The 17,974-nt window shown below is 43.2% G+C and carries 19 protein-coding genes; 18 read left to right on the top strand and 1 reads right to left on the bottom strand.

What is annotated here, in order from left to right; all coding sequences use genetic code 11:
* The first annotated feature begins 3 nt into the window (after positions 1-3).
* Positions 4-642, top strand: coding sequence for a hypothetical protein (locus LDX50_RS15165; RefSeq protein WP_225698148.1), 639 nt, complete (start codon positions 4-6; stop codon positions 640-642).
* Between the two features lie 4 nt (positions 643-646).
* Here LDX50_RS15165 and LDX50_RS15170 read toward each other — a convergent pair whose 3' ends face one another.
* Positions 647-1,444: a 3-keto-disaccharide hydrolase gene (locus tag LDX50_RS15170; protein WP_225698149.1), complete on the bottom strand. Its 798-nt coding sequence runs from the start codon at positions 1,442-1,444 to the stop codon at positions 647-649.
* A 159-nt stretch (positions 1,445-1,603) separates the two neighbouring features.
* Here LDX50_RS15170 and LDX50_RS15175 point away from each other — a divergent pair, with 159 nt between their 5' ends.
* The 17 genes from LDX50_RS15175 to LDX50_RS15255 all read left to right on the top strand — a co-directional run bounded on the left by LDX50_RS15175 (position 1,604) and on the right by LDX50_RS15255 (position 17,973).
* Complete coding sequence (locus LDX50_RS15175; RefSeq protein WP_225698150.1) at positions 1,604-2,545, top strand: aldo/keto reductase; 942 nt, start codon at positions 1,604-1,606, stop codon at positions 2,543-2,545.
* 127 nt (positions 2,546-2,672) lie between these two features.
* Complete coding sequence (locus LDX50_RS15180; protein ID WP_225698151.1) at positions 2,673-3,029, top strand: bleomycin resistance protein; 357 nt, start codon at positions 2,673-2,675, stop codon at positions 3,027-3,029.
* A gap of 151 nt (positions 3,030-3,180) precedes the next feature.
* Complete coding sequence (locus LDX50_RS15185) at positions 3,181-3,663, top strand: hypothetical protein (protein WP_225698152.1); 483 nt, start codon at positions 3,181-3,183, stop codon at positions 3,661-3,663.
* 187 nt (positions 3,664-3,850) lie between these two features.
* On the top strand, positions 3,851-5,485 hold the full coding sequence (locus tag LDX50_RS15190; protein WP_225698153.1) for a glycoside hydrolase family 43 protein: 1,635 nt from the start codon (positions 3,851-3,853) through the stop codon (positions 5,483-5,485).
* A gap of 237 nt (positions 5,486-5,722) precedes the next feature.
* Positions 5,723-6,058, top strand: coding sequence for a MoaF-related domain-containing protein (locus LDX50_RS15195; protein ID WP_225698154.1), 336 nt, complete (start codon positions 5,723-5,725; stop codon positions 6,056-6,058).
* Between the two features lie 92 nt (positions 6,059-6,150).
* Positions 6,151-7,425: a phosphatidylserine decarboxylase gene (locus LDX50_RS15200; RefSeq protein ID WP_225698155.1), complete on the top strand. Its 1,275-nt coding sequence runs from the start codon at positions 6,151-6,153 to the stop codon at positions 7,423-7,425.
* Between the two features lie 5 nt (positions 7,426-7,430).
* Positions 7,431-8,255, top strand: coding sequence for an alpha/beta hydrolase (locus tag LDX50_RS15205; RefSeq protein WP_225698156.1), 825 nt, complete (start codon positions 7,431-7,433; stop codon positions 8,253-8,255).
* A 3-nt stretch (positions 8,256-8,258) separates the two neighbouring features.
* On the top strand, positions 8,259-8,453 hold the full coding sequence (locus LDX50_RS15210) for a hypothetical protein (protein WP_225698157.1): 195 nt from the start codon (positions 8,259-8,261) through the stop codon (positions 8,451-8,453).
* Entirely contained in the window at positions 8,450-9,238 is a 789-nt protein-coding gene (locus tag LDX50_RS15215) for a DUF6090 family protein (protein WP_225698158.1), read from the top strand. Before LDX50_RS15210 ends, LDX50_RS15215 begins: the two co-directional genes overlap by 4 nt.
* Positions 9,231-10,049 carry a DUF6090 family protein gene (locus LDX50_RS15220; RefSeq protein WP_225698159.1) on the top strand — a complete coding sequence of 273 codons (819 nt, stop codon included), beginning with the start codon at positions 9,231-9,233 and terminating at the stop codon, positions 10,047-10,049. The genes LDX50_RS15215 and LDX50_RS15220 overlap by 8 nt, the downstream gene beginning before the upstream one ends.
* 5 nt (positions 10,050-10,054) lie before the next feature.
* Positions 10,055-10,441 (top strand): nuclear transport factor 2 family protein, encoded by a 387-nt coding sequence (locus LDX50_RS15225; protein ID WP_225698160.1) that lies wholly within the window; start codon positions 10,055-10,057, stop codon positions 10,439-10,441.
* Between the two features lie 90 nt (positions 10,442-10,531).
* Positions 10,532-12,472, top strand: a complete 1,941-nt coding sequence (locus LDX50_RS15230) for a S41 family peptidase (RefSeq protein WP_225698161.1) — start codon at positions 10,532-10,534, stop codon at positions 12,470-12,472.
* Between the two features lie 30 nt (positions 12,473-12,502).
* The gene (locus LDX50_RS15235) at positions 12,503-13,474 is read left to right on the top strand and encodes a zinc-binding alcohol dehydrogenase family protein (RefSeq protein ID WP_225698162.1); all 972 of its coding nucleotides are present in this window, start codon (positions 12,503-12,505) and stop codon (positions 13,472-13,474) included.
* A gap of 86 nt (positions 13,475-13,560) precedes the next feature.
* A complete protein-coding gene (locus tag LDX50_RS15240; RefSeq protein WP_225698163.1) occupies positions 13,561-14,838 on the top strand; it encodes a neutral/alkaline non-lysosomal ceramidase N-terminal domain-containing protein in 1,278 nt (425 codons plus the stop codon).
* Between the two features lie 38 nt (positions 14,839-14,876).
* Positions 14,877-16,409, top strand: a complete 1,533-nt coding sequence (locus LDX50_RS15245; protein ID WP_225698164.1) for an amidohydrolase family protein — start codon at positions 14,877-14,879, stop codon at positions 16,407-16,409.
* Positions 16,410-16,426: 17 nt separating this feature from the next.
* A complete protein-coding gene (locus LDX50_RS15250; RefSeq protein WP_225698165.1) occupies positions 16,427-17,224 on the top strand; it encodes a DUF6090 family protein in 798 nt (265 codons plus the stop codon).
* Complete coding sequence (locus LDX50_RS15255; protein ID WP_225698166.1) at positions 17,221-17,973, top strand: DUF6090 family protein; 753 nt, start codon at positions 17,221-17,223, stop codon at positions 17,971-17,973. The genes LDX50_RS15250 and LDX50_RS15255 overlap by 4 nt, the downstream gene beginning before the upstream one ends.
* Position 17,974 lies beyond the last annotated feature (1 nt).

Below are 17,974 nucleotides of genomic sequence, written 5' to 3' on the forward strand. Positions count from 1 at the left end.
TCAATGAAAACTGTGGTCTTCCTGATGCTGTCCCTTTCTATCCTTTGTAAACATCTTCCTGCTTTAGCTCAACAATCAGACCCATCATCCAAGAATAAATGGAGTCATGACATTGAGGCCTGGCTATATCTTATACCGGACGGCACCATATTTTCACCCATTTATGCGGCCGACAAAGACCGGATTCACCTGGAAGCCCATTACAATTATGAAGACCTGAATACTTTCTCCGCCTGGTTCGGATACAATTTTAGTGGCGGAAATAAACTCTCTTTTACCATCACCCCCATGGCAGGAGTTGTTGTTGGAAATCTGAACGGACTGGCCCCCGGACTGGAGACAAATTTTGATTTTGGAAGATTCAATTTCAATTCAACTTCTCAATATGTTTTTGATTTTTCAGATAAGCAGCTCGACTACTACTATAACTGGACAGATTTCTCCTATTCACCGCTCGACTGGTTATTTTTTGGGGGGAGTTTGCAACGAACCAGGCTTTACGAAGGCTCCCTCGAACTGCAGCGGGGCGCCCTGCTTGGCATAAGTTACAGATGGCTTGAGTTATCGGGTTACTGGTACAATCCCGCTCATAGTGATTCCTATGTCGTACTAGCAATCACTATGTCCATCCCTGAACCCTAGCACATTATTCGGATTTCAGCTCCAGTATTTCAATTTTCCTGAATTGTGTCGGATGACTTTCAGCCTGGATAGCAATATATCCCGAGCCCATGGGTTTACCCTCCTGGTATACTAGCGAATCATACCCGCTGATGGCTCCGCCTCCCATCTGCATGTTGGTATAGGTAAATACGGTATCCCCCTCAACAAGATGGTGAATAACCGAATCCCCCAGCACGATCATTTCAACCTCTACCCACTGATCTCCCCGGTAGGTTTTGGATGTTGAATTCATGCAATGGTCTGTCCTGAACTCGCCATCAATGAACACATTAGATCCGGGCGTACAAAGGTTCATGGTTGATCGCTCGCCCTCTTCACTTCCGCCCAGGATCTGAGCTTCCAGGCAAATTGGAAAATCCTGGTTCAGACCCATGCTTTCTGGGGACTGACAATGCAGCATGAACCCATTATTTCGAAATGCCCAACCTGGTCCGCCTTTCACCTGATCCCCGATGAATCGATATTCAGCCCGAAGCCTGTAATGCGAAAAGGGCTTTTCATAGAACAGGTGACCGAATTCAAAATTAAAAGAATCATATTCGTCGTAGGATACCGTTAACATTCCATCCTCAACACGAAACGTATTTTTATAATTATCTCCGAGTTCAGCGCCCCGGATCTTAATCTTCCATCCACTTAAATCCTTACCATTGAACAATTGGACCCATTCAGGCTGCCCATTTTGCTCGGCCGAATTTCGGGTATCAGTACCGCAGCCTAAAAGACCTGCCAGGAGGAACAAATAGCAAAGTTGTTTCATAAATCTGGGTTGATTTTTGAATAAATATAGTAAAATAAAACCGGGCTGGATGAACACCTTTTATCCACCACTTTCCGGAATTCAGTTACCTTCCCGGTATACGAATGCTAATCACAATGTTTGTAACTTCAGGCAGCAACAAGTATTATACTCATTGATATGAAATACAACAAATATATTCAGGATGCACCACCGGTTTCTGAAATCGGACTGGGCGCATGGCAGCTGGGCGTCGACTCCGGCTGGAAAGTCATGTCGGAAAAAGAGGCAATGGAAATGGTGCATAAAGCACTTGACTACGGCATCAACTTTTTCGATACCGCCCCGAATTACGGGTATGGAACAGGGGAAGATCGGCTTGGCCGCGCACTGAAAGGTACTGACCGAGACAAGATCGTGATCAATACCAAATTCGGACATACAGATTCCGGAACCATGAATTACGAATCGGACTATATTCGGAAGTCGCTGGAGGGAAGCCTCAGAAGACTGCAGGTCGACTATGTAGACTCCCTCATTATCCATAATCCCCCATCCCACTACCTGGTTGGCAACCAAAACGATCATTATGAAATTCTGGAACGCCTGATTGACGAAGGAAAAATTAAGGCTTATGGTGCTTCCCTGGATACGTACGACGACATGAGTCTGCTCATGCAAACAACCGGCGCAAAAGTGATTGAAGCTTTTTTCAATATCCTTCACCAGGATGCTGCCCGGGCGTTTGACATGGCCATTCAAAAAGAAGTTGGCATCATCGTAAAGATTCCGCTCGATTCCGGCTGGCTTTCCGGGAAGTACGATGTTAATAGCACCTTTGATGATATCCGAAGCCGATGGACTCGTAAGGATATCCAAACACGAGCCCGGTTGGTTGAAAGAATTAAGGAAATCACCACGGCCAGTGACAATCTGGCCCAACTTGCCATTGCATTTTGCCTGAGCTATGATGCTGTCTCAACAGTAATTCCGGGGAATGTGAACCTGGCCCAGCTGAAAAGCAATGTTGAAAGCATCAATCACCGAGTTTCGCCTGAAATAATTCTAGAGCTGGAAAAATTCTATAACGATGAAGTGAAGCATCTGAATCTTCCCTGGTGAGGTAATCCGGAAGCAGAATAGCAGAAATAACTAATAAGAAAAAATCTTAATATTGGTCTAAAATATTTTATTTGGATATTCTGTATCCATGCTGGATATTGAGGTAACCAACTAATTATCAGCCCATATGCTTAAATCCATTCATCCGAAGTTGCCGATGCGCAACAAGAAAATTACACGGGACTATTACCTTAATCAATTAGGGTTCCAGGATGCCGGAAGTGCCGACTATGATGGCTACCTGATGATAAAAAAAGACAATATTGAAATACACTTTTTTGAATTTCCTGAACTCAACCCGCGCGAGAATTACGGGCAGGTCTATATTCGAGTTCGCGATATCGAAACATTCTATAAAATGCTTCTGGATAGAAATGTTAAAATACATCCGAATGCCCCCCTCCAGGAAAAGCCATGGGGTCAAAAGGAATTTGCCCTGCTGGATCCGGATACGAATCTTTTAACCTTCGGGGAGCCAGGCTGAAAAGATCATCATTCGAGCCTTCCAGCTCCCTTTTCGATGTGATTACTTTTTGCTTTCTTAAGGGAATAAACTACCACACCATGGGTCCAGGGCATAGCCTGATCCGTCGTGCTTAATGTAGGAAAACGAGAATATTCAAATAAGGAAAGAAATGATAGAAACATTAGAAGAATACGCATTAATCGCAGAAATTATATCAGCAATTGCTATAATCATATCATTAGTATTTGTTGGTGTTCAAATTAAGGCGAATACCAAAGCCACACAAGCATCATCATTTCATGAAATTGCTGCTCTGGATATCAACATACTCCTGAATTTTAGTAGTTCTCAAGAATTAGCAAGGTTAATCACAGTTTTTAGAGATAATCCTGACTCATTGAGTGAAGAAGAGAAGATGCACGGTTTTTACTTGTTTGGTGCTGAAGTCCGGCACGTTGAAAATTTATTTCTACAAAATGAAAATAAAATGTTGAGTGCGAAAAATTGGAAATCTCGAAAAGCACTGGTTGATGGCGTGGTGCTATCTGCTGGATTTGGAGCATTACTAAAACATCCTTTTCGTAAGTTTTTTGATGGCTCATTTATTGATTACGGCATAGATCAAAGAAAAAAATCTGGACTAACTGATTAATTTTGAATGCTAGCTATTCAAAAATAAGCACAACAACGACAATCATTCTGAATCTTGACTACTAGGCATTTTATCACGACATTGATAATTATAATCTGCTATAGTATGTGATGCTTCCACCGCAAGTACGTTGTCGTTCATTATAAAAAACTACCAGCTGTGCAGCCATTTATCCTTGTTTGAAAACATGAAACTTTTAAGAAGCCGTAACCTGATCTGTTCATATATGAAAGTTTCATTCCCAATACTTGTCCTGCTCAGTGCATTGCTGCCCTGCCATGCCCAAAAAACCCACAGCGATAATGGTGACGGAACCTTTACCAATCCTGTAATTGCCTCAGATTTCCCGGATCCGGATGTCATCCGGGTTGGTGAAACCTATTACTTCCTGTCAACTACCATGTTTATTTTCCCGGGTGTAACAATCCTGAAGTCAAAGGATCTGGTAAACTGGGAATATTGCGCAAATGTGGTCCCCCGAATGGATGAAGGTCCGTGCTACAACCTGGACGGCTGCAACAGGTATAGTCACGGTCAGTGGGCCAGCAGCATCAAATATCACCAGAGCAAGTTCTACTTGTTATACAATACACTTGATGAAGGCGGTTTCCTATGCACTGCGGAAAAAGCCGAAGGTCCCTGGACAATTACACATCTTCCCCGGGGATTTCACGATCCGGGATTGTTGTTTGACACGGATGGTAAAATTTACGTAGCACACGGTTATAATAAAATATACATCACAGAACTTGATCTGAATTTTAATGCCATTGGCAAGGATGTCCTCGTGTATACCGGCGATATCCGCCCAGGACTTGAGGGGGCTCACCTGTACAGGATCAATAATTACTATTATTTATACAGCACTTACGGGGGTCTTGACGGATTTCAGGTAGCGCTGCGGTCTGAGAATATTTATGGGCCTTATGAACAGCATATGGTTCTGAATGATACCACCGACGGGCCTAACTATGGAATACACCAGGGTGCGCTTATACATACGAATACAGGCGAGTGGTGGACCGTGTTAATGGTTGACAGTGGTCCTTTTGGCCGGTTCCCTTCCTTACAACCTGTTACATGGGAAAATGACTGGCCGATAGCAGGATCGAATGGAAAGGCGGTTGTTACCCATAAGAAGCCCGGTGTAGGTAAATCATACCCGGTTAAATCTTTACCCACATCCGATGAATTCACTGAAAAGAATTTAGGTATGCAATGGGGATGGAACCATAATCCTGAACCTTCAAAATGGTCATTAACAGAACACCCTGGCTATTTAAGGTTAAAGACCGCTACCATAACGGACAGTTTGCCAAAGGCCAGAAATACGCTCACACAGAGATTCTTCACGTATTATTCTGATTCTCTTCTGACGGTCGGAACTACGAAAATAGACCTTGATCACATGAAGGACGGTGATATTGCGGGTCTTGCGATTTTCCAGGATCCCTATGGATTTATTGGTGTTGAAAAAATTAATGGCGAATATTATGTAATCATGGTGAATAACGGGGCAATCATTGATTCTGTGAAAGTGAATACATCATCCATCTATCTTCGCGCTGATCCCTTTCATGGTTCAGGAGCTGCCATGTATTACGGTGGTGAAACAGTTGACGGTACCGGCACAGTAACATTTTCCTACAGCCTTGATAATAAAACGTTTACAACCCTTGGTGATGTCATGCAAATGCAATTCAAACTGACTGTTTTTACCGGAAACAAGTTTTGTCTATTCAACTACGCTACTGAGGAGTTGGGGGGATATGTTGATGTTGACTGGTTCAGGGTCGAAGCGCGGCCAATAACAACACGGTGATACCTGTTCTTAAACTGATAAAACGCAACTATGCGATCACCTGGTTTCACAAAAAACTGAAATGGCAAATCGCCGTTGGTTTCCTGGTCTGGGCAGCGGGATTGACAAACATAATCCTACATATGAATTAACTTTCGGGTAGAATTGCGATAATTATCCCGTTCCGGTACTAATTGAAAAGGTAGATTGTGAATGATAATTTCACTAGATTGGATTGTACCAAGCAATCTCACCACAATGAATCAGACTAATCCACTGGATGGTAAAACCATCACATACACCTACGATGACCTCGGAACCGTTCGGGTCTCATTCAAAGACGGACTCGTAAGCTTTGAATGGATTGCCGGTCCTTTCGCAGGTATGGGACGGACCGGCATTGATTATAACGCAAAGCTGATCGTACCCGGTATCTGGTTTATTAATTGGTATGAAAAGAACGATGCCTCATTTGTGACCCTTCTGATCAACCTGAATGATCAAAAAGTTCATTCTTCGGGCCTGCTGAATGCTACCAAAGACGATGAAGCGATCCTCTTTCATGAGGCTAAAATTGAAAGCTCCGGCTTCTAATAAAAAACCATTCGTTTTTTGAAAGAGTATATCCTGTAAATTATTTAATGTGGGATTTTACTATCTTGTGACTGACCTAATCAACCACAAGAATGAACCAACGTTACTCCCTGTCACCTCTTAATGTAATTATCCTTTCTTTAATCCTTATCTCTGGCTGTAATTCCACAGAGAAGAAAATTGAATACGCCCCTGCAACCAAGGAGCTCATCTCTCTTGTTGAAAGCAGCCCGGAATTAAAATCAATGCTTATCTCCTCTCTCGAACAGGCACGGAAGATCAACCCAGACCCAAATACAAATCCTGCGCAAAGCCTGGAAGAATACTATTCATTTGTTTCACACTGTGAGACCGCAATGCCCTGGGCGCTTATGGAGAAAGAAGAATATCCCGAGATATTTGATCATATTTTTCAAAGCCTTACCTGCTTTTACTTTCTGATTGATCAGCCGTTGCCGGAACTGGAAGGAAAAGACCTTGTTAACAACTCACTGCAATATGCAGAGCCCTTTGCCTCCTGGCTAATCACATTCAGTAAATCTTGGGGGTCTTATCTTGATACAGAAGATTCCTGGAATGAAGAGTATTACCAGGCCGCTTTGAATGACCCGAATTTCGGACTACAAAATGGCTGGTATGAAGACCCGTCAAATTGGAAGACATTCAACGAATTTTTTGCTCGTTATCTCAAGTCTCCTGAAATGCGGCCCATTGCCTCCCCGGATAATAACTCCGTTGTGGCATCATTCGCGGATTCTGAACCCCAGGGGGTGTGGGCGATAGACAGCAATTCACTGCTCATTGCTGATGATGTTGTTGTAAAATCTGCATCGCTCCGATCAATTTCCAACCTGATTGGCGATGACAGTGAATATAAGGATGCTTTTGCCAATGGAACCTTTACGCATTCTTTCTTAAATGTGAACGATTACCACCGCTATCACTTCCCCATGAGCGGAACTGTGAAGGAAGTAAGAATCATCCAGGGCATAAATCCTACCGGCGGAGAGCTTTGGTGGGATGCGGAAAACGGCCGTTACGCCTTCGACCCTTCGGCCAAGACAGGATGGCAAACTATAGAAACCAGGGGCTGTGTAATTCTGGAAACTGAAGAATACGGATTGGTGGCATTAATGCCAATTGGCATGGTGGCTGTCGGCTCGGTGAATTTTGAAAATAACCTTAAACCCGGGGTTCAGGTAAAGAAAGGCGACATGCTTGGCAACTTCGCGTTTGGCGGATCTGATTTTATCATGATATTCCAGGATGGGGTAAACTTCTCTATTGACAGCCCGAGAAATTCTGATGGCAGTGCTTACGAGCATATTCTGATGGGTGAGCGACTTGGTACCGTGTCATTAAATTGATCCGGGTGACTAAATTCAAATTAACCCTTTTCGCATTCCTTACCTTTCACGCCGGCATTGCCCAAATTATTGACAGTGGGGAGTTCACGATTGGCGAAACACTGCAAATCGTATCCGAGGCATTAGGGGAAAACCGGACTATCAATCTATACCTTCCAGCCAGTTATCATGACGATACTTTGCATACATATCCGGTGATTTATCTGTTGGACGGCTCGAAAGATGAAGACTTCATTCACATTGCCGGACTGGTCCAGTTCTGTTCGTTTTCATGGATCAACATCATTCCCGAATCCATTGTAGTCGGTATCGCAAACACCGACCGAAAACGAGACTTTACGTATCCTAGTATGTCGGAAGATGATAGACAGGAATTTCCAACCTCGGGAGGCTCTCAGAATTTTATAAACTTCCTGGAAAAGGAACTTCAGGAAATTATTGCAAAAAATTATCGGCTAAATGATCAAAAAACACTCATCGGACAGTCACTGGGCGGCTTACTCGCAACGGAGATTCTATTTAAGCACCCCGGAATGTTCGATAATTATATTATCATCAGTCCGAGTTTATGGTGGGATGACGAGCGTCTGCTTTCCCGGAACATAGCTCCGCTTACCTCCCCTGTGAAAGTCTACGTAGGGGTTGGAAAAGAGGGTGAGGTAATGGAACGGGTAGCCGTAGAATTACATGAGAAGCTGCAGCAACACCAAAATCAATTCGATGTGCATTTCAGATACTTCGAAAATCAGAACCATGGTGATGCACTTCACCTTGCCGTGTATGACGCATTTGAAAAGCTTTTTAAGAAAGGATTAGAAGAAGAAAATTAAGAAATGAAGTTCCTTGAATCACCCAAATATCAGTGGATCGGACCTGCATTGGTCCTGATTAGTGGAATAGTCAACCTGATGAATCCGGATTTGGATAAGGAGTTGGTTTATATCTGGTATGTGCTAACCTCATTTGCCGGAATTCTGACCGCAGCAGGATTATACAGGCTTTATAAACCTAGAGAAAAAGAGAAATGATCAGTTTTTTTCGAAAAATCAGACAGAAGCTTCTTGCCCAAAACAGGCTCAGCAAATACCTGCTGTATGCACTTGGTGAAATTCTCCTTGTGGTTATAGGAATATTGATTGCCTTGCAGATCAATACCTGGAACGACGCAAAAAAACAGTCAAGACTGGAACAAGAGTATTATTGCAGGCTTCTTGAGGACGCCTTGCAGGATAAGGAGCAGCTTATTGAATATATTTCTCTTTCAGAGGCCAGAATAATAACCGCAAATGAAGCACTAAGATTACTTCAGAAAGAGACTACCAGAAAAGCGGAGATCGGAATTCAGATCAATCGCTCCATCAGTGCAATATACGTTGATTTCCGGCCAAACAACTCGGCATTTGAAGATCTGAAGTCAGGAGCCAACCTGAATATCATTGGCGACAAAAGTATCATAAAGGCGCTGAATCATTATTTCAACAAGATTGAAAGCTACTTTAGTATTGTACAGGTGAACGGACAAAAGGCGGTTGATCTCTATTATGATCAGAAAAACAATTTCGAGAATGGCTGGCTTGAATCAAATTTAACAACCGACAGATTTTTAGATAATCTGGACAAAGATGTGCTGGAGTCCCTCCCGATTGATAACCAGGGGGCCATATCGGATGAAATAAAAAGAGCACTATACATTGATGCACTGTATTATTTTGCCACCAATACCCGGCAAAAGGAACTATATCATCTTATGAAAAATGAAAATGCCGTACTCATTGAGATTTTAAACACGAAATGCGCTGTAGCCAATGATTAAGTTTTTTAAAAAAATCCGTCTGCGACTACTTTCCCCGGGTCCCGGGGGTTCGCCCAATACTTCTTCCCGGATTACTAAATATCTGCTATATGCCATTGGAGAAATCATTCTTGTGGTTATCGGAATTCTCATTGCAATTCAAATTAATGGCTGGAAGATCGCATCGGATAACAAAAAGCTGGAAAAAGCAACCTTGATCAACCTAAGAAGAGACCTGAACGATGATATCCGGGAATTACAGCGTGTTAGTTCCTTTAAAACAACGCAGAAAGAAACCTGTGACCGGTTGCTTGCCTATATCATCAATCCCGAAATCCCGGTAACAGATGCATCGCAATTCGATAACGATGTAACGCGATTGGTGTATTTCATTTTACCCAGCTTAAATAGTACAGCGTTTGAAACAGCTAAGAACAACGGGCATATCAATTTCATCCGCAATGACAGTTTGGTCGATCTTATTTCAAAATACTATTCCGACATTACCCTAGATCAGCATGTGACAGAGACCAAAAGATTTACCAATAGTTTTTCAGAATCGGTTTTGATGAAAAGGTATAGGATTTTTAACAAAAACACTTACGCCCTGGATGGTCTGGACGGATCCTATTTACTTCCGGGATATGAGAATGATAACAGATTTCAGTTTTCCGCCGAGGCTTTCCGCCGGGATATGGAAGTTGAAAATTATATCAACTCTTTCTCTATCCGGCTAAAAATTGGCATTAATTTTCTTGATAATAAACGTTTGTGGGCAGAGCAATTGATTGAAATCATAAATATGGAAATAGAAAATATTGATCAGAAATAAATAACATGAGCACAGCGAATCAGGAGCAAAATAAACAGAACGCTATCGACTTTTACAGGACAGCATTTGAAGGAGACCCTGAAACGGCCGTCCGCAAGTATGTCGGTATCGAATACATTCAGCATAATCCGGCTGTAGTCGACGGCACTGAAGGATTCATCGATTATTTCAAACGGATGCAACATGAATATCCTGAAAAAACCATTCGGTTTGTACGCTGCATCGCTGAAGGTGACCTGGTCGCCCTTCATACGCACCAGATATGGCCCGGGAATGACGAATATGTCACCATGGATTTCTTCAGATTTGACCATCATGGCAAGATTTGTGAACATTGGGATGCTATCCAGCAGGTACCTAAAGAATCGGCCAATCCCAATACCATGTATTGAAAAACCTGCTCCCACAACAGAGAATTTGATTAGTCGGTCTGATTTTCACTATTTGTGATTCCTATTTAATTAATACTCAAAATAACAACCATGAAAAAGGTACTCAAAGGTTTGAAGTGGACGATACTGTCGTTAATATTCCTTGTGTTCCTTATTTTGGTGCCGCTCGGTTTGAATAAGCTTTACGAAAAAATTCAGGCATCATTTCTTACGGAAAATGAAAAACGACTCGAGGACATCGACCGGCTGGAATATATTTTCAAAAATGAATTCTCGGGATATAATGTACTTCCCGGAAGGCAGTCCTTTGATGAGCAAATAGAGGCTTTGCGGCAAGCAGCAGCAAAGGAACCGCTTCAAAGCCAGGAAGAATTCAACATCGCCGTAATCAAGACCGTTGCCTCTTTCAGAGATCCTCACACGAACATAATGAATAAAACGTCCCTTGTCGGACCGCGATTCCCATTCTCACTAACCTGGTCGGAAGGGAACTTCTATCTGATGGGGGGTCAGGTTGATCCGCGAACATTAGGCGCCAGGGTGGTAAGAATCGGGAACATGGATAGTCAGGAAGTCTTCAAAAAACTGTCATCCTACTGTAATTCACCTAACGAAGCGGGAGCTGCCTATTTCATTGGCAGTATCATTTCTTCGTCCGAAGTCTTGTACCATGAAGGTATAATTCCGGATAAAAATGAGGTTGAACTGGAAATCCTTCAGGACGGCAGACTGTCTACCCTTACCTTTCAACCTTTATCGGAAAATGAAATCGCCGGGCTGACAGACTATGTAAGAATGAATGATAAATGGGATACTGATGAAATCCCTTTGTACCAAAGGAATCCTGAAAAGAACTACTGGTATACGACTATAGAGGATGATAATATTTTCTACCTTCGGTATTCAGCGTGTATCGCCCAGGGTGACATTGAAGCATTCTGGAATGAGGTATTTGAAAAAATACATAATACCAGACCAGAAAAGGTAGTGATCGACGTACGGGGCAATGGTGGTGGTGACACGCAGAATCACAACTCCTTCCTGAACCGGATTGCTGCGGACACACTCATTAATCAATATGGTAAGCTTTATACCCTTATCGACCGGGGTACAGGTTCAGCTGCTGTGAGTTTTGCGAGTGACATGGAGAGAATGACCCACACCATTCTCGTGGGTGAGAAAACGATGGATACGCCGAACACGACATCAGACCCTACATTTTTTACGCTGCCACATGCCAAAATCAAAATGATTGTTCCCAGTTTGTACTCACTTCATTCACATCTGAATGATCACCGGGATGCTGTAATTCCTGATATTCCAATCCCGCAAAATCTTGAAGGTGAGGCCTATTTGCATGATGAGGTCCTGGATTCCATCGGTCACATCCATCTCACTGACAATGCGATTTATGCCAGTCTTCCAGAAAATGCAGGCGGCAATTATATCTTCTCAGAATTAAGAAACCTTACTATCCATCCTCGTGATTCTGTTTGGTATGTAACCATAGATGGCTTAACTGAAGCGCCTCTCTTCCAGAATGATACGGCATACTATACCCTCAGGTATGGCATTAGACTGGAAATGCTGGACAGCCTTGGGAAGGAGCTGATTTTACATTTACATGGTTCATCCCTGAAGCTAACTGGATCTGGCGATGCACTGAGTATCGAAAAGCTCATTTCAGAAGGAAAATATGAGGAGGCAGAAAAAAATATAAGGCAACTGGAGACGGAAGGCCGGCTACCATACTATCTTGAACGCCCCTATTTTCAATCCAGGGTTTATACAACTTATAATCAACAGGGCTTTGATAATGCCTATGCATTGAATCAGCTGGCAAAGTCCTTTTACCCGGATGATCCGGTGGTATACATCGTAGATTTCGAACTATATCAATACGAAGGTCAATCGCTGAAGCAGTTTACTTCCTTTTTCCCAGTAATTGGTAAATTGTTAAAACGATATTATCGTGTCATAACCACCGATAAAGTTATGAATGATGAATACAATGCATTTATCGGCCGGTAGTATATAATTTGCACTGAACAACCCACCTCTATGAAAGCAGCTGTGACAGTAACCCCCGGAAACCCAGAAGTGATCCTTCTGAGGGAAGTAATGAAACCAAAGGTCAAACCGGGTTGGGTGCTGATCAGGGTTAAAGCATTCGGACTAAACAGGTCGGAGCTTTTTACAAGAAGAGGAGATTCACCGGGTGTTGAATTCCCGAGAATTCAGGGTATAGAGTGCGTAGGTTATATTGAAGAAGATCCCTCGAATACTTTTGCTAAAGGGCAAAAGGTGGCCGCTTTAATGGGTGGTATGGGCAGGTTTTATGATGGTGGCTATGCCGAATTTACCCTCGTGCCGCTTGAAATCGTATTGCCTTTTGAAAGCAGGTTACCTTGGCATATCTTGGGAGCTATTCCGGAAATGTTCCAGACAGTATCGGGCTCTCTGAATCAGGCACTGGAAATTTCGGAGGGAGAAACCCTTCTCATTCGGGGAGGAACCTCATCAATCGGAATGCTTGCCTGTCAGCTGGCAAAAACAAAAGGGCTGACCGTCTTATCCACAACGCGTACTGATGAAAAAGTACAAGCACTCAAAGACAATGGCGCAGATCATGTGGTAATTGATGATGGCGAGATTTCCTCAAAAGTAAAAACAATATATCCTGAAGGAGTCAATAAAGTCCTTGAATTAATAGGCACACGCACATTGAAAGACTCGTTAAAGTGCATCAAGACGGGTGGTATGGTATGCATGACCGGGATCCTCGGGAACGAATGGACTATGAAAGAATTCACGCCAATGGGTGATATCCCCTCATTGGGGAAACTTACCGTATACATGGGTGAATCATCCAATCTCCCGAAAGGATTGCTTCAGGAATTCATCGATGAAGTGGAAAAGGGTTCGGTAAAATTAAATATTGACAAGGTATTCACACTCGAACAGGTTCCTGAGGCCCACAGGTATATGGAGGAAAATAAGGCGAAAGGTAAGATTGTGGTTGAGTTGAAATAACTCCTTTCACCCTCCTTTTACAGCCGGAATTATCCATTAATTCATGTATATTATCGGAAATTTTGTGCCGACCCACCCTGTGAAATATGATATATCAATTCAAAAGCCTTTTCATCAGAATCATATTTTTAAGCAGTCAGATGCTGATCTCTTCATGTGCTTCGGATAAACCTTCGGAAAACTCATTATCGGTAGGTGCAGCCTTTGGAATTATAAACCCCGCACCAGGCGATTTCATCGCAGGTGATAGAAATAACCGTAAATTTTCAGGTGTTCATGACCCGCTTTTTGTAAAGGCCGTCGTTGTTTCTGATTCTCAACACACCGTGGCCATAATAACGGTCGATTGCATTGGGTTGCTTTACCCAACACTTCTTGAAATCCGTGAAGCCGTAGCCCGGCAGATCTCCCCTGAATTGTTGGATCCGTCACATATTGTATCTTCATCTACCCACACCCATAGCGGTCCGGATGTGGTCGGTCTGTGGGGGCAAAATCAGCAGAGTTCTGGTGTGAATACGGAATATATGCAAAGACTTGTACAGATAGCCGCAGCCAAAATTATCGAAGCATTTGAACAGAAGCAGCCTGCTGAGTTGCACTATGCAGAAACTACCTACGGAGAAGATTGGGTCTATAATATATCGAAACCGGAAGAACTTGACCGATCACTTGGCGTGTTGCAATTCACCGATTTAAACGGCAACTCGATCGCCACACTCACAAATTTTGCTTGTCATCCAACCTTTATGGACGGAACCAATGATGAGGTATCATCCGACTTTATTGGAGGTTTTTATGAGGCGATGGACCAGGAATTAGGCGGAACAAACCAGTATTTGCAAGGTTCCATCGGAGGATGGGTTCAACCCGAGTATGAAGAAAAAAGCTTTCCGAATGCATTTAAAAGAGGTCGCGAACTGGCCGATGCGGTACTCTCCTCCCTCAAAAATTCAAAAGCAACGGTATCAACCGATATTCAATTCAATCGAAGTGTGTTTTCATTGCCGGTTTCGAATGAAGGATTCAGGCAACTCGCATCAATGGGAGTTATTGATCGTGCTATCACCGATAGTGTTGAAACCGAAATTGCCTGGTTCAGGGTCGGGGATGCTGAGTTTATTACCCACCCGGGTGAAACATCCCCGGTTTATTCACTGGAATCAAAAAAATTGATGAATACCACCGGGCCAAAATTCGTCCTGGGATTGGGTATGGATGGTTTGGGATACATTGTAACACCTGATTTCTTCGACGCGGAAAATGAAATCCCCCATTCAGAATACCTGACCGGAATGTCGGTCGACAAAAATGCCGGCGAAATCATTTTGCAGGTAATCGAATCATTGACAAACCCGGAATGATTATCCCAACCACTGCTAACTATTTATTGAATAACAAAATGACTGAATATTTAATCCTCCTGAAGAATTCCAATCATCATATATTCTTTTCACTATTAGTTGTCCTGGCTATTTCGGCTTTGGGCACATCTGTCGTTAATGCTCAATCTGAAATCCAATATGACATAGTCCTTAAAGGCGGCCGTGTGATTGATCCTGAAACCAAAATGGACGACATCCGGAATGTGGGAATCAGTGATGGCAGAATCATGGAAATTTCATCCGGAAGTTTGTCAGGCAAACAAACAATTGATGTTTCCGGATTGGTGGTTTCTCCCGGTTTTATCGACCTGCATGTACATGGCGTTACCAATGTGGAACAGGAATATCAGGTAAGAGACGGGGTAACTTCAGCGCTGGAGCTGGAATGGGGTGTACCGATGCTCAGGGCTTGGTATGAATCAAGGGCTTCAAATGCGCTGATCAACTACGGAGCAAGTGTCAACTGGGCTTTTTGCCGAAGTCTGGACAATCCCGAAATGAAATCAGGCGTTGAAGAAATTGAAAAACGGATATCAGGTGGCCAATATAAGGGCGTGGATATTATCCTCGACGAGGTAAAGCCGGCATTATATACAGAACTATCAGCCGATCAACTTCCGGGTATGCTCGAACATGTGAAGGAGTCCCTTCGGGAAGGCGGTGTTGGCATTGGATTGGTACCTGCATATGTAACCGGGTCCAGTCGGGAAGAGATCTACCGAATATATCAGCTCGCGGGAGAAATGCAGGTGCCGATTTTCACCCATGTACGGGAAGGCGGAACGATGGCCATACAACAATCCATTTCAGATGCGGTCATAACCGGTGCTCCTCTGCATATCGTTCATGTGAATAGCATGGCCCGCAGTGAAATTGGCCTGGCACTGGAAATGTTACAAGCAGCACAGCAGCGGGGCTTTGATATCACTACGGAATTATATCCCTACACCGCTGCATCAACGGGGATTGAAACCGCACTGTTTGACGACGGATGGCAGGAGCGGCTCGGTATTTCCTACAACGATCTACAATGGGTTGCAACAGGTGAACGATTAACGGAGAAGACTTTTATCGAGAAGCGAAAAGAGGGTGGTATAGTGATAGTTCATATGATGAAGCCGGATTGGATTCGCACAGGTATTGCCGCAGATAAGGTGATTATATCTTCCGATGGTATGTTTTACGCAAAACTTGCCCATCCGCGTACTGCAGGTACGTTTTCCAGGGTCCTGGGTAAATATGTTAGGGAAGAGAAAGTAATCAGCCTGCCCACGGCTATAGAAAAAATGACACTCTTACCCGCCAGAAGACTCGAAACGATATCTCCCATGATGCGGTTCAAAGGAAGAATCCAGGTAGGAGCCGATGCCGATATCACTGTTTTTGATCCGGATAAAGTGATCGATCGCGCAACCTTTGATGAAGGTTTAAAGTTTTCGGAGGGAATTCACTACGTGCTGGTGAACGGGGTTCTTGTGGTGAATGAAGGGAAAACCGTTAAAAATGTTTACCCGGGTCAGCCTATTTATGGTAAATTCAAAAAACAATAAATAGCTGACCGTGTGATATGATCAAATTCTTCAGAACAATAAGACTTAAACTGATTAACCGTAACAGCCCTTCCAGCGCTTCGGGAAGATTCAGCAGGTATTTGATTTATGCCATCGGGGAAATCATTTTGGTCGTGATAGGCATATTAATTGCCCTGCAGATCAACACCTGGAACGAACAAAAGAAACAACGGGCAGAAGAGATTTCTACGCTGCGTAATATACGGACGGATTTCATCAACGCGATCATTGAATTTGAGGAGAATAATGCCTTCAGGGAGGAGATTATTTCAAAAACATCTTCACTGTATACACTAATCCGGGACGAACAAATCAACTATACAAAACAGCGCATAGACAGCCTGATCGCCGGACTTCTGATAAACCCCACATACAATGGACAGTCGGAAACACTGAATATTCTATTCAATTCAGGTAAAATAAATATTATAAGCAACGATTCAATTAAGAATGCGCTGGTCCTCTGGCCTCAACAGGTCGCAGACATTACCGAAGATGAAGTATATTCGAGTAACGCCCTATATAACATGGTACTTCCCGTGGTCCGGCAATATGTTGCGTTGTACGATGTATACCGGAGCATTGATTACAGGGGATATGCTTTGTTCCAAAGCCAGTCACCAAGTCCGTTTGAAAGCGATTACGCTGGTTTATTAAAAGACCCCGACTTTGAAAGTTCTCTTACTACCAGGGAGCTCACGATATCCGTTTCATTGCTACAATCCAGGGAACTCATTGAAACAGCACAGGAAATTATCAATATGATCGATGCCGAAATAAATAAATCCGAATGATTAATTTCTTCCGAAAAATCAGGCTAAAAATGCTGAGTGAAAGTAAAACTGTCAGCTATTTCAAATATGCCATTGGGGAAATTATCCTGGTAGTAATCGGCATACTCATTGCACTTCAAATCAACACCTTGAATGAACAGAGAAAAACGAGATCGGAAACTCAGAGCCTCCTGGTTGCCTTGAAAGGCGATCTGATCCAGGATACTTTGCTGATCACCGATCGCTTGCCCTTTATAACCCAACAATATGAATTCAATGAAACGCTGAGGTCACGGGTCGCCCAGCCGGCTGCCACAGTAGATACTTTAATCCGGATCATGCGCTTTGAATTCAACCCTAACTGGAGCGCCCAAATTATTTACAACACAAATTCCTTCAACAGCCTTAATCAGACCAGTTTGATCGAAGAGTTGCCGGATTCGCTCAAATCGAAGATCAAGACATTTTACAACCGTAAATTTTCCCTGAAAGACCGGGTCGAAAAAACTACCCGTGACTATCAGGAAAAGATCACCTCCTACGTAAATACATATACCTTTGGGTCCACACCTATTCACGACCAGGGGCCTCTGATCGATTCCCTCGTTTGGTCGGAAATCGATTACAGTCACCTCGCAGCCACTTTCCAGGGCATCAGCAATTTCAAACGCATCCTGTTCACAGAAACCAAAGAGGAGCTCGAATATTCCTTATCCAATTCACGTGAAATAATTCATGATGTTGATTTATATTTAAGTCAGGTAAAGTAAA

The organism is Fulvivirga sedimenti (assembly GCF_020328055.1).